8 protein-coding genes are annotated in these 13,754 nt (G+C 63.3%); 3 read left to right on the forward strand and 5 right to left on the reverse strand.

What is annotated here, in order from left to right; all coding sequences use genetic code 11:
* Window positions 1-5: 5 nt before the first annotated feature.
* Complete coding sequence (gene betI, locus DFS21_RS14040; protein ID WP_046853878.1) at window positions 6-662, reverse strand: transcriptional regulator BetI; 657 nt, start codon at window positions 660-662, stop codon at window positions 6-8.
* Window positions 663-1,138: 476 nt separating this feature from the next.
* Here betI and DFS21_RS14045 point away from each other — a divergent pair, with 476 nt between their 5' ends.
* The gene (locus DFS21_RS14045; RefSeq protein ID WP_110700327.1) at window positions 1,139-3,142 is read left to right on the forward strand and encodes a BCCT family transporter; all 2,004 of its coding nucleotides are present in this window, start codon (window positions 1,139-1,141) and stop codon (window positions 3,140-3,142) included.
* 133 nt (window positions 3,143-3,275) lie between these two features.
* A complete protein-coding gene (locus tag DFS21_RS14050; protein WP_111532528.1) occupies window positions 3,276-7,928 on the forward strand; it encodes a dermonecrotic toxin domain-containing protein in 4,653 nt (1,550 codons plus the stop codon).
* Between the two features lie 35 nt (window positions 7,929-7,963).
* Here DFS21_RS14050 and DFS21_RS14055 read toward each other — a convergent pair whose 3' ends face one another.
* From DFS21_RS14055 to gpmI, 4 genes are all read right to left on the reverse strand, one after another.
* Window positions 7,964-8,731, reverse strand: a complete 768-nt coding sequence (locus DFS21_RS14055; RefSeq protein WP_110700331.1) for a divergent polysaccharide deacetylase family protein — start codon at window positions 8,729-8,731, stop codon at window positions 7,964-7,966.
* Window positions 8,732-8,739: 8 nt separating this feature from the next.
* Complete coding sequence (locus DFS21_RS14060; protein ID WP_111532529.1) at window positions 8,740-10,068, reverse strand: S41 family peptidase; 1,329 nt, start codon at window positions 10,066-10,068, stop codon at window positions 8,740-8,742.
* A gap of 87 nt (window positions 10,069-10,155) precedes the next feature.
* Window positions 10,156-11,457, reverse strand: coding sequence for a murein hydrolase activator EnvC (locus DFS21_RS14065; RefSeq protein WP_111532530.1), 1,302 nt, complete (start codon window positions 11,455-11,457; stop codon window positions 10,156-10,158).
* A gap of 141 nt (window positions 11,458-11,598) precedes the next feature.
* Window positions 11,599-13,134 (reverse strand): 2,3-bisphosphoglycerate-independent phosphoglycerate mutase, encoded by a 1,536-nt coding sequence (gene gpmI / locus DFS21_RS14070; RefSeq protein ID WP_111532531.1) that lies wholly within the window; start codon window positions 13,132-13,134, stop codon window positions 11,599-11,601.
* Window positions 13,135-13,340: 206 nt separating this feature from the next.
* On the opposite strand from gpmI, the gene DFS21_RS14075 reads away from it, so the two are divergent.
* Window positions 13,341-13,754 carry a rhodanese-like domain-containing protein gene (locus tag DFS21_RS14075; RefSeq protein WP_023628822.1) on the forward strand — a complete coding sequence of 138 codons (414 nt, stop codon included), beginning with the start codon at window positions 13,341-13,343 and terminating at the stop codon, window positions 13,752-13,754.

A 13,754-nucleotide genomic window follows, 5' to 3' on the forward strand; every position in this document is an offset into this window, starting at 1 on the left:
CCGCGTCACGCTCCCGCCGGTTGGCTGGTCGCTGCGCGCGGCTGTTCAGCGGCCTGGTCGGTTGTGCCCAGGGTCTGCTGCTTAGCCAGTTGTAGATCCATGTATTCGTAAGCGATGCGTATTGCCTGCTCGGTGTCGAATGCGTCACCCGACAGGGCACCACGCAGCCAAAGGCCGTCGATCAACGCTGCCAGGCCGCGGGCAGCCTTGCGCGCATGGTAGAGCGGCAGGACGCGGCGGAACTGGCAGCACAGGTTGGAATACAGGCGGTGGTCGTTGATCCGCTGCAACCTGTGCAAAGACGGCTGGTGCATGCTGGAGGCCCAGAAGGCCAGCCAGGTTTTCATTGCCGGGCCATTCACCTGGCTCGCATCGAAGTTGCCTTCGATGATCACCTTCAGGTGGGCACGCGGGCTGTCGTCCGTGAGTGCCTGACGACGCGCGATCACACCCTCGTTGAGCATGTTCATGATGTAGCGCATCGTCGCTGCGATCAGGCCGTTCTTGTCCTGAAAGTAGTGACTGATGATGCCGTTCGACACGCCGGCCAAACGGGCAATCAGCGCAATGCTGGCATCTCCCAGTCCGACCTGATCGACCGCCTGCAGTGTGGCTTCGATCAACTGCTGGCGGCGGATGGGTTGCATACCGACCTTGGGCATCTTGCTATCTCCTCAGGCCTGCGGGCAGACGACAAGCGGCTGCCTCGGCGAAGGCCAGTCTATTTTGTTTTGATTGAACGTTCAATCAATAAAGAATAAGCTCTGCGACAATTTGTGCCATTGACAGTTTTCGGACGGTCACGGAAGCACGAATCGACACCCCAGGAAATCGTGTAACCCCCGGAATACAAGGCGTTGACGGGCATGGGCGATGCGAAAGACAGATTTTGCCGAGCAGTCACAGGCTGCGCGGCCGGCCCTTGGAGCGGGCAGGTGTCTGTGGCGAATGCGCGCACCTCCTTATGGAGGGCAGGGTTTTCCACAGCCGACCGGTCTGATTTTTTTGCAACGTTCCTATTCGGGATCACGGTTTCCAGGGTGCTTTTATAACACCTGTCGCAGTAGGGCTATTGCACCAATTGCGTGGGAAATAACTGTTTAGCCTCCACTGCCGCACTGCCCGGAGCATTCGTGCAATGAGTTCTGCCTCCCTGACAAAGCCCCCCGCCGAGCGGGTACGGGTCAATCGCGTGGTGTTCTACACCTCGGCGCTGATGATCCTCGTTCTGACTGCCTTGCTGATCGCTGTACCCGAAGCCGCCGGCCAGGTGCTGGGCGTCGCCCAGAAATGGCTGACCCGCACTTTTGGCTGGTACTACATGCTGGTCATCTGTGGCTACCTGCTGTTCGTCGTCTACCTGGCCTTCTCCGACTTCGGCAAGCTCAAGCTGGGCGGCAAGGACGACACCCCCGACTTCAGCTACGGCGCCTGGGCCGGCATGCTGTTCTCCTCCGGTATCGGTATCTCGCTGCTGTACTTCGGCGCTTCCGAGCCGCTGGACCATTACTTCAACCCACCGCAAGGTACGCCTGCCAGCCTCGAGGCCGCGCGCCAGGGCCTGCAGCTGACCTTCCTGCACTGGGGCCTGCACGGCTGGGCGATCTACGCCCTGGTGGGCCTTGCCGTCGGCTACTTCGCCTACCGCCACAACCAGCCGCTGGCACTGCGCTCGGCGCTGTACCCGCTGGTCGGTGAGCGTTGGGTCAAGGGCGGCGCCGGCCATGCCGTGGACATCTTCGGTATGTTCGTCACCCTGCTGGGCCTGGTGACCAACCTGGGTATCGGCTCGATGCAGGTGGCCTCGGGTCTGGAATACCTGTTTGGCATGGACCACAGCAAGACCAACCTGCTGGTGGTGATCCTGGTCATGGCCGGTGTGGCCACCGTGGCCGCGGTGTCCGGCGTGGAGAACGGCATCCGCCGCCTGTCCAACCTGAACATCCTGCTGTTCAGCGGCCTGTTGATCTTCGTGCTGCTGGCCGGCAACACCCTGCACCTGCTCAACGGCTTCGTGCAGAACGTCGGTGACTACCTCAACGGCGTCGTCCTGAAGACCTTCGACCTCTATGTCTATGAAGGCGACAACGACAAGTCCGAGCGCTGGCTGGGCCTGTGGACCGTGTTCTACTGGGCCTGGTGGATCTCCTGGGGCCCGTTCGTCGGCATGTTCATCGCCCGTATCTCCAAGGGCCGGACCGTGCGCCAGCTGGTCAGCGGCGTGCTGCTGATCCCGTTGGGCTTCACCCTGGCGTGGCTGTCGATCTTCGGCAACACTGCGCTGGACCTGGTGATCAACCAGGGCGCCGTGGAGCTGGGCAAGACCGCGCTCGAACAGCCGTCTATGTCGATCTACCAGCTGCTGGAATTCTTCCCGGCGGCCAAGATCGTCATCGGTGTGGCGGTGTTTGTTGGCTTCGTGCTGTTCCTCACTCCGGCCGACTCCGGCGCGGTGATGATGGCCAACCTGTCGTGCAAAGGCGGCAAGGTCGACGAAGACGCCCCGCACTGGATGGTGGTGTTCTGGTCGGTGGTCATCACCCTGGTCACCATCGGCCTGCTGTTCGCCGGTAACTTCGAAGCCATGCAGACCATGGTGGTACTGGCCGGCCTGCCGTTCTCGGTGGTCCTGGTGCTGTTCATGTTCGGCCTGATGAAGGCCATGAAGCAGGACGTCGCGGTCGAGAGCGAGCGCGCCGAACTGGCCGCCCGTGGCCGTCGCGGTTTCAGCGAGCGTCTCAGCCAGCTGGACCTGCAGCCGACCCAGGCCGTGGTGCAGCGGTTCATGGACAAGCAGGTCAGTCCGGCGCTGAAAGAGGCCGCCGAGCAGCTGCGTACCCTGGGCTTCGAGGTCGAGACCCGTGTTGGCCAGTCGCGCAACATGATGGGCCTGCGGGTGATGATGGAAGAGGGCAACCCGTTCGTCTACGAAGCCAGCCTGGATGGCTACCTCGCCGCGCCGAGTGAGGCGCCGGTCGAGGGCGAGCCGGAAGTGCAGCAGCGCTTCTACCGTGCCGAGGTGTATCTGCACGACGGCAGTCAGGAGTACGACCTGATGGGCTTCACCCGCGAGCAGATCGTGCGTGACGTGCTGGATCAGTTCGAAAGCCATCGCCAGCTGCTGGGGCGTGTGTACAGCTGATCACGGCTGAAGTGACCAAGGGGCCCGGCGCGCAAGCGTCGGGCCCCTTGTCGTTCTGGGGTGCAATATGTAGTGCCAGCAGTGTGCGGCTGCGCGGGCATGGTGGCGGCTCATCAACGAGCAGGCCTTTGCCATGACCCAATCCTCCACATCGATCTTCGACTTCAAGGACGCCGTAGTCCGTCAATTCGCCGACCGTCCGACCTTGCGTCAGGTCGTCAGTGAGCAGCTGCTGCAAGTGCTGTTCAAGGAACTGCCCTGGCTGACCTTCGTCGAACCCGCGTTGGTGTCCGCCGATCCACTGATCCTGGACAGCCCCGATCCCGACACCGAGTACTGGACGACCGCAGCGCTGGTGGATGTCGTGATGCAGGCGATGCTCGATGGCGCGCCGCTGGATCTGGAGGCGATCGGTGAGCGACACCACAATCTTGGGTTGGCGGCGTCACACCGTTTCGCCGACTCGCACAGCGAATGGGACACGCGTCGCCTGACAGGTCTTACGCCAGCGCTCAACGAGCTGCTGCCGCAGCTTGCCGAATGCTTTTGCCAAGCCCAGGTGAACTACTGGAACGGGGTTAGTAGTTCCGGAAGGAGCCGTGATAGCTGGTTGCAATTGCTGTTGAAGATGGCGCTGCTGCGCAACCTGCCTCTGCAGAGGCTGGATGATCAGCAGCAGGCCTGTGTCCGTAGCTTGATCCGCGGTGGCGACGAGCAGCCAGCGGTGTTCGTCGTTCAGGCCAACCTGAGTGCCGATGCGCAGCAATTCGATCGGATACAGCCCGGCTTGCTGGTGACAGGTGAGTGGGATGAGCGGGAGGTTGTGCTCTGGTGCGAGCCGTCCGGCCAGGTCCTGGCCTTCGAGTCGTTGTGTGATTTTGCCCGGTCGTTGCGTGACGAGCTTGCGCTGCGCTATCGGTTCACTGCCATGAGCTGGGATCGTCACGAACTCGAAGGCAACGCATTCGCGCAGCTGAGCGCCTTGCTGCTCGGGCACATGCTCGAATGCATCGGCCAATTGCGCTTGCACGGGTTGACCCTGGCGCGGATGGAGGGGCTGTTCGCGGAGCTGAGCGACCCTGCGCAGTGGTTCGTCGGTGGTTACTTCATCGTAGAGGACGGTTCACCCGCGATACCACCGGGCATCGACTTCGCCTCGGCGAGTGACAGCTTCGCCTATCAGTCGGGGTTGCTGGACCTGGCGCTGGACCATGCAAGTGTCGAGGGCGTCGCGGCGCTGGACGGGGTGCTCGACCTGCAGACCTACGCCAGCCGGAAGCTGCGAAAGCAGATGCTGGAGGACTATCCGGTGGAGGCCAACTATTTTCCTGATGAGCTGATACTGGAACTGCAGGTCGCCGAGGGCATGCCCGGTGGCGCAGGTGTCGGCAGCGGCGGTGGCGAGCCGCTGGCGGCGGCGGGCGAGAAGACCCTCACCGAGTTCGCCATCGGCAACCTCAGTGGCTTGGGGAATGCCTTCATCAAGCACATCAGGCACGTCAACGAGCAACTGGTCATGCCCTGGATGAATGCCGAGTACGTCAAGAACCTGGTAAGCAAGGTTGATATCGGCGGGTGTTACCCAGCATACGTAGCCGATGCCTTGGCTGACCCGGCAACCCGTTCCGATCGCACTCGTCGCTTTGCCCGGGAGTGGCGCCAGGCGCTACGTTTCAGTGCCTTGCAGGCGAAACTCGACCGCAAGCTTTCGCAGGCAGGCCTGCAGTGCATTGTCGACCTGTGCAACGGCCATGTCGACAAGCAGACAAACGCAAGTGGCTTGATGCCGCTGACTTTCAAGCGACAGTCGGCGTCAGGCCAGGATGATCTGGTCCGGGGCATGTTCGTGCTGTTCTCGACCGAGCCTGCGGTGGTGATGCTGTATCGCCCGCTCTACCCGAAGGATCCATTGCGGCAGTTCTCCTGCCTCGACGCAATGATGGCGGCCATTCGCGAATCATCCACCCTGCAGGAAAGCATTCTCGCCTGGATGGACGAGCGTGTTCGTCCGATCTATGCCAACGGCGGATTCACCGAGCCTCATATCACCTCCATCGGTATCGACCTGTACGCGTTACCTGACAAGCCTGGGCCGGCCCAGTTCGACGCGCATCAGTGGTTGAGCGCTGTGGATGAAAAGCTGTACACGGCGAATCGTGAGTTGCTGACTGTATTGGCCGAGGAGCAGAGCACCTCTGATAGGGAGAGTCGTTGGGCGATACTCAGCAAAGGCGCATGGTTGTTGTTCGACACCGCCACTGTGTTGCTCCGGGGGCCGGTCGCTTCGGCGGCCTGGCTGGTCCAGAGCGCCGCCAGCCTGCACGGGGACGGGCAAGCCCTTGAGCAAGGCAGTGCGTTCGAGCGGTCCGCGGCGACCGTTGATCTGGTCATGAGCCTGGGGATGGCAATGCTGCATGCCCGATTGCCGCAATCCGCGGTGGCGGGCCCGAACCGCCCGCCCAGACTTCCCTTGTTCGAGGGTACCCCTGCTCAGGACGGTGGTTACGCGGCTGCCAGGGTCGAACCTACCCAGGGGAAGGTGGGCTCGCCAGGTGCCTTGTCGCAGGTAGATGGCTTATTGCTCGACTTGGCGTGGCGTGGCAACCAGGGCTTCAACTGGCTGGCGCCGGGGCAGCGCGAGGTCCTGATGGCAATGCGCTCGAGCGTCGTGCTGGAGGGACTGCAACCTTCGCAAGCAGGATTGTTCGAGGTTGATGGAGGGCACTATGTCTCGATGCTTGGCGAGGCCTTTGCCGTGAGCGTGACAGAGGACGGCGTCCGGGTAGTCGACACGGCGCACAAGAGCGGGCCATGGCTGGTCTTCGAGCAAGGCGCCTGGCGAGTCGATGCAGGGCTACGCCTCCTTGGCGGCATGCCGAAGGCAAGTCTCGAGAAGCAGTTCATCAAGATGAGAAAGTCCTCCGATACCTTTACCAGCAATGCCGCGCGGGAGCTGGATGCGTTTGGTCGTTGCAGCCTTGAGGTGGTCACTATCCAAGGGCGCATCGAGCACCTCGAAAGACTTAAGGATGCAGAGGGGAGCAAGCGACTGGAGGCGGAAAACAACAAGGATGAGTCGTTTGATTGGCCTGCATCCGACAGGATCATGGGTTCATATGAACAACGTATCGCGACGCTCGATATGGAGCTGGACGCCAAGCGCCTGGAGGCGGTCGCCCAGACCGAGCGTATAGTGCGCCTGGATCGCGAGCACCGCGACATCCTGACCGCCATGCTCGAGCCCAAGTACGGCAGCTATCGAACACAAGGGCTCGGGCAGGCCATCCTGCAGCAACGAAGCATGCTGGTGGCCGGTCTGATCCGCAATAGCGATTTCATCCTGGGGGAGCTGCAGCATCTGGCGAACTTCCCGCGCATGAGCGAGCTGGCCGCGCAATTCGACGATGGCGTGGGGGGCCATGTGCGCAAGGAGTATCAGCAGTTTCGCGAGGAGCTGAAAACGGTCATCGGTATACAGGAGCGCATGCTTGTCGCCCAAGGTGTCCTGGACGAGTTGCTCGGCGAGGTAGCGGGCGATCTCGATATCGGACGGGTGGGCGCCCCGCGCACGGTCGACCAACTGATTGCCGGGCGCATGTTCACCACTGTAGACCTTCGCTTTCATCATGCCCTGAACCTGGCGGACCTGGCGCTGCACCTGGACGCGGGGCAACCTCAGTTGTTCAGATATCGGGAGGACCTGGCAGGCGACACGCTAAGAAGCGCCGCCACGGCCCATGGCGAGTCGCTGATGTCCAACCTGAACGTGGCCGACCGCATCAGCATCCTGCAGGAGGCGTGGGATGCCTATGCGGCCGCTATCATCAACGCGTTGCACCTCGAACGCACGGGGGGCGCCCTTGTCGAAACCGATATGCTTCAGCGCTACCGGGCTCATATGCAGTTGCTCAAGGATGATGCCGGACGCCGCTTGATCGACGCCCTTGCGGAGCAGGACGGTGTGGTGGGCGCTGCCGGTCGCTTGCCCTATCCAAAGGCAAGTTTGCCTCAGCGGGCCATTCGCAACCGGGATGGACTTTTGGTCATCGCCACCCGGATTCAGGGGGATAGCGCGCTAGAAGTGCTGGATCCGCTCAGCAAACGGTCGCTGCAAGTCTTCGATCTCAAGGATGGGCAATGGGTCCAGCGCGAGGATATCAACGAACCATCGTCCGAAGAGGGGGGCACGCCGGACGTCGAGGCCCTGGTACAAGCACTGCTCAAGGATGGCAACGACGTGCTGGCAATTGCCGAAGACTACGTGAGGGATGACGTCAACGGCGTGGTGCTGCAGCGGTTGCTGAACCGGCAGCTCGGCAAGCTGCAAGGAACGATCGCGGCACTGGCGGGGCAGGGGGTGAGTGCGCAGCGGATAGCCGCCTTGAGTGAGGCCGTGAGCGACTTTCAGGCTCACAAGGTACGGTTGATGATCGAACTGTACGGCAAGACCCGATACCCGACCGCGCATGGTCTGCGGTTTCTCCATGAGCAGGGGCTGATCAAGGTGGATTATGTCAGGCGTGATACATCGGTCAGCACCAGCCCCTTCGATGAGTTCAGGATCACCCGCCTGAATGCTCCCGGAGAGACAAAGGGCCGCAACCTGTGGGCCGCGCACTTCCATGTGGACTCGCAGTCCGCGCCGCTCGAGGCCTTCACCTATGGGCACCTGAAGGTCTGGAGCCAGCGCTTCCTGGGGCGACGGTACGAGGCCGTCAGCGGTGAGCGGGTCCACAGGGGGCGTCTGACGCCAACGGATGTGGAAGGCATCATTCCTTTGACCTGAATAACGGCTGGATTCGACCCCGGCTTGCCAGGCTTTCAGCGGTTGTCGTAGCGGCCTAGGCGGCCATGGGCGGGCATGGCCTGGTTGCCGCGCTCGGCGATTATCTGGTGCAGGCCGATCAACTCGATGCCCTGGGCCTTCAGTCGAGGGATCTCGCGAGCCAGCACCTCGAGCGTCTGCGGATAGGGGTGGCCGATCAGCACCGCCGAGCCTTGCTTGCGGGCCTGGGCGATGCCCAGCTGCAACTGTCCGTTGATCGCCTCTGTCGTTCTCACGTCATCGAGGAATACATCCCGCGAAACATGCGCCAGGCCGATGGCCTGCGCTTGGGCCGCGGCCACGGTGGCGGCGCTGGTGCGGCTGTCGACGAAGAACAGGTGGCGGCGCTGCAGCTCTTCCATCAGCCAGTGCATCGGTTCGCGCTGAGCGGTCATGCGGCTGCCCATGTGGTTGTTGATACCGGCGACGAAGGGCACCTTGGCCAAGGCGGCGTCCAGGCGTCGGGCCAGTTCGTCGACCGGCGTGCCGGGGTGCCAGGCGTAGGGGCCGGTGGCCGGGTCCATGGGCATGTGCAGGATCACCGTGCGTCCGGCCTTGTGGGCCTGGCGGGCGAAGTCGGTGGCGTGCGGGGTGTCGGGCATGATCGCCAGCGTGACCGGGCCGGGCAGGGCGAGGGTGCGGCTGTCGCGCTCGCTGCTTTGGCCGAGGTCGTCAATGATGATGCTCATGTAGGCCTTGCCGGCGGGCGCCGCGTGCGCGACGACGGCCAGCAGGCAGAACAGCAGGGATAGCAGATAACGCATGGGGGGCTTCAGTCACCCTTGGTGATGTTCAGACCTTTGAGCAGGCTGAGTGCCTGGCTGAGCTGGAAGTCGTTGTCCTGCGGGCGATCCTTGCGCTTGGCGCTGCCGGTCGGTCGGTCGGCGCCGCCATTGCCGTTGCCCAGGTGGCCTTGCAGGTCGGCTTCCTTGAAGTTGTCGTTGTCGGCTTCGGCGGTCAGCTTGGCCGGGCGCACTTCGATGTCCGGGACGATGCCCTGGGCCTGGATTGAACGGCCGTTGGGGGTGAAGTACAGCGCGGTGGTGAGTTTCAGCGCACGGTCGTTGGCCAGCGGCAGGACGGTCTGCACCGAGCCCTTGCCAAAGCTGTCGGTGCCCATCAGCACGGCGCGTTTCTGGTCCTGCAGGGCGCCAGCGACGATTTCCGAGGCCGAGGCGCTGCCACCGTTGATCAGCACCACCAGAGGTACGCCTTCGCTGGCATCGGCCGGGTCGGCGGAGTAGCGCAGCTCGGAGTTGGCGATGCGGCCCTTGGTGTAGACGATCAAGCCTTTGGTGAGGAAGTGGTCGGCCACTTCGACCGCCGACTGCAGCACGCCGCCGGGGTTGTTGCGCAGGTCGAGAACCACGCCGCGCAGCTTCTTGCCGTTGTCCTTGCGCAGCTTGGCCAGGGCCTTGCCCACCTCGTCGCCAGTCTTGACCTGGAACTGGGTGATGCGGATGTAGCCGTAGTCGTTCTCCAGCAGCTGGCTCTTGACGCTCTTGACCTGGATCACCGCACGGGCCAGCGTCACGTCGAACGGCGTGCCGCCGTCGCGCACCAGTGTGAGGGTGATTTTCTCGCCAATCTTGCCGCGCATCTTGTCCACGGCCTCGGTCATGGTCTGACCGCGGGTTGGCGCGCCATTGATCTTGACGATCAGGTCACCGGCCTCGATGCCGGCGCGGGAAGCCGGGGTGTCGTCGATGGGGGAGACCACCTTGACGAAGCCGTCCTCCATGCCGACCTCTATCCCAAGGCCGCCGAACTCGCCGCTGGTGCTTTCCTGCAGCTCCTGGAAGTCTTCGGGGCCAAGGTAGGCCGAGTGCGGGTCGAGGTTGCTGAGCATGCCTTTGATGGCGTTTTCCAGCAGGGTCTTGTCGTCGACCGGTTCCACATAGGCCGCCTTGATGCGGTCCATGACCTCGGCGAAGGTGCGCAGCTCCTCCAGCGGCAGCGGCGCCTTGGCGGTCACCTCGGTGGCCGGCACCGCGGCCTGCCTGGCCACTGGCTTGGCCGGTTCGGCGGCAATGGCCAAGGGCGTGCCGATGACCAGGGCGATGGTCAGGGCCAGCTGGGTGAGGCGAGGCGAGTGCAGCATGTCGAACGAACTCCTGATCCTGTTGGTGCTCCTGCTGGGAGCATCGGCGCCGCCGTTTCGTGGGCGGCGCCGTAAAAGTAGCATTATCTAGCCTCGGCACCATTGCGCGGGGTCGGTGGGCTGGCCCTGCTGGCGAATCGCGAAGTACAGGCCGGCGCTGTCCTGGCCGCCACTGTCACCGACAGTGGAGATGGCTTCGCCGGCCTTGACGATGTCGCCGGCGCTCTTGAGCAGGCTCTGGTTGTGGCCGTACAGGCTCAGGTAGCCATTGCCATGGTCGAGAATGACCAGAAGTCCAGCGCCGCGCAACCAGTCGGCGAACACCACCCGCCCGCCATGCACGGCGCGCACCTGGGTGCCCGCACTGGCGCTGATCATCACCCCGTCCCACTTGGCCCGCGCATCACCGCCGCGGGTGTCACCGAAGCGTGCCAGCAATCGACCATTGACCGGCCATGGAAGTTTTCCCCGTGCCGAAGAAAATGCGCCGCCATAGCTGGCCGTGTCGCTGGAAACCACCGGGCCGAGGGTAGTCCGGGCCTTTTTCGGGGCTTCCTCGGGTTCCTGCTTGCGGGTCGCGGCGGCCAGGGCCTGCGCCTTGCGGCGCTGCTCTTCTTCCTGTTTGGCCAGCAGGGCCCGCTGGCGGGCCTCCTCGGCCTCGCGCGCCTGGCGGGCGAGGGTTTCCTCGATGGTCTTGAGCACCTTGCTCAGGTCGGCCTGGTCCTGCTCGCGGCTCTGCAGTTTCTGGTCGCGCTCCTTCATGTCGCTGCTGAGCTTGGCCAGCACCTGCTGGCGCTTGTCGCGTTCGGCGACGAGGGCCTGGCGCTGAGTGTCGAGCTCGGCACGTTGTGCCAGCAACTGTTGCTGGTGGCCGGCGATGTCCTGCTCGACGTTGGCCAACTGGCGCAAGGTCTCGTTGAAGGTGCGCAACTGGTCCATGCGCGCTTTGCTGAGATAGTCGTAATAGGTGAGGGTACGGGCGAATTTCTCGGGATTCTGCTGGTTCAGCAGCAGCTTGAGGTATTCCTCGCGACCATTGTTCTGGTACGCGGAACGGGCCTGGATGGCAATCAGGCGTTGCTGTTCAACGCGGGCGCTCTGGAGTTTTTTTTTCTCGTGGTCAAGGCGCTCCAGCTCGCCCTCGGTCTTTTTTAGTTCTTGCTGCAGTGCCTCCACCTGTTTTTCGAGGTTGCCGATATCGGTCTCGGTGGCCTTGAGGTCTTTCTGCACGCCGGACTTTTCCTCCTGGAGCTTGCCCAGCATCTTTTTCAGCTCGGCGATGTCCTGGCGGGTGGCGTCCAGCTGTTGTTGGGTCTGCGCGCGCTCATCGGCAGCGAAGGCCGGGGCAAGCAGACATGACAGGGCGAGTAGGAACAGGGCGCGGAGCATGGGGTTGGGCGTACCAGGGATGGAGACTGGCCTAGTATGCCCGCGCAGGCGTGCAAAAAAAACGCCCAGCGGCGTGTGCGGCGGGGCGTTGGTCTGGAATTCAACTGTTTTGGGGGCCGCAAGGCAGCCCCACTACATCGATCAGGCGTCGATCAGGATCGAGGTGCCGGTCATCTCCACTGGTTTTTCCAGCCCCAGCAGCTCGAGCATGGTCGGCGCCACGTCCGCCAGCACGCCGCCGTTACGGACTTTCACGTGGCGCTTGCCGACGTAGATGAACGGCACCGGCTCGGTGGTGTGGGCGGTGTGCGCCTGGCCTGTGCATTCGTCTTCCATCTGCTCGACGTTGCCGTGGTCGGCGGTGATCAGGGCTTCGCCGCCGACCTTGTCCAGCGCCTCGACGATGCGGCCGACGCAGCCGTCCAGCGCCTCCACGGCCTTGACCGCGGCATCGAACACACCGGTGTGGCCGACCATGTCGCCGTTGGCGTAGTTGACCACGATCACGTCATAACGTTGCTGCTCGATGGCCTCGACGATACGGTCGGTGACCTCAGGGGCGCTCATTTCCGGCTGCAGGTCGTAGGTGGCGACCTTCGGCGACGGGATCAGGATGCGCTCTTCGCCTTCGAACGGCTCTTCGCGCCCGCCCGAGAAGAAGAACGTGACGTGGGCGTACTTCTCGGTTTCGGCGATGCGCAGCTGGGTCTTGCCATTCTTCGCCAGGTACTCGCCGAGCACGTTGTGCAGGCTGGCCGGGGCGAAAGCCGCGGGGGCCGGGATCTTCGCCGAGTACTGGGTCAGGCCGATGTAGGCCGCCAGCTTGGGCAGGCGCGCGCGCGGGAATTCATTGAAATCGGGCTCGACGAACACGCGGGACAGCTCGCGGGCGCGGTCGGCTCGGAAGTTCATGAAGATCACGGCGTCGCCGTCTTCGACCTCGACCGCCTCGCCAATGCGCGTGGCCTTGACGAACTCGTCGCTCTCGTCGCGGGCATAGGCGGCTTCAAGGCCGGCCACGGCGGTCGCTGCGGTGTATTCGGCGGCGCTGTCGACGATCAGGTTGTAGGCGGCGCTGACGCGGTCCCAGCGGTTGTCGCGGTCCATCGCGTAGTAGCGGCCGATCAGGCTGGCGATGCGGCCCTTGCCGAGCTTGGCGAAGGTGGCGTCGAGCAGTTCGATGGACGATTGCGCGCTGCGCGGCGGCGTGTCGCGGCCGTCAAGGAAGGCATGCAGGTAGATCTTCTCGGCACCACGCTGCGCGGCCAGTTCGGCCATGGCGATCAGGTGGTCCTGGTGGCTGTGCACGCCGCCGTCGGAGAGCAGGCCGAGGATATGCACGGCCTTGCCGGCACTGGCGGCTTTTTCCACGGCACCGACGAGCACCGGGTTTTCGAAGAACTCGCCGTCACGGATGGCCTTGGTCACCCGGGTGAAGTCCTGGTACACCACGCGGCCGGCGCCGAGGTTCATGTGACCGACTTCCGAGTTGCCCATCTGCCCGTCGGGCAGCCCCACGTCCATGCCGGAGCCGGAGATCAGACCGTGCGGCTGGGTGGCGCGCAGGCGGTCGTAGACCGGCGTGTTGGCAGCGAAGATGGCGTTGTATTCGGGGCTTTCGCTGTGACCGAAGCCATCCAGGATGATCAGGACCAGGGGTTTAGGCGTACTCGTCATCAATCAAACTCACGGTTGTTCAAAGATGATAAAGACACGCATTTTAGGGCAAATCCGCCAGCGACGGCGAATATTCCTCCCATTGCCCGACCAGCGCGGTCAGGCATGCAGCATGAAGGCGCGTTTGCCGCCAGCCCGGTGGGCTTTGGCGGTCATGGGGGGCTGTGTATACTGGCCGCCATTTTCAATCGCCTGGAACACCCCTGATGGTTGCTCACCTGATTCAATTCGCGACAGATCACTTCATCCTGGTGGCCATTTTCGTCGTCCTGCTGGTCCTGCTGCTGGTCAATGAAGTCCGCCGTGGCGGCCAGAGCCTGAGCAACGGCCAATTGACCGCACTGGTCAACGCCGACAAGGCCGTGGTGATCGATATCCGCACTGCCAAGGAATATTCGGCCGGGCATATCGTCGGCGCGCTGAGCATGCCGCAGGACAAAGTGGCCGGCCGCATGACCGAGCTGGAAAAACACAAAGACAAGACCCTGATCGTCGTCGACGCGATGGGCCAGCAGTCCGGTACCCTGTGCCGCGAACTGCTCAAGGCTGGTTACACCGCCGCCAAGCTCAGCGGTGGCGTTTCCAGCTGGAAAGCCGATAACCTGCCCCTGGTGAAGTGA

This window comes from Pseudomonas sp. 2848 (genome assembly GCF_003253945.1).
Classification (GTDB): Bacteria; Pseudomonadota; Gammaproteobacteria; order Pseudomonadales; family Pseudomonadaceae; genus Aquipseudomonas.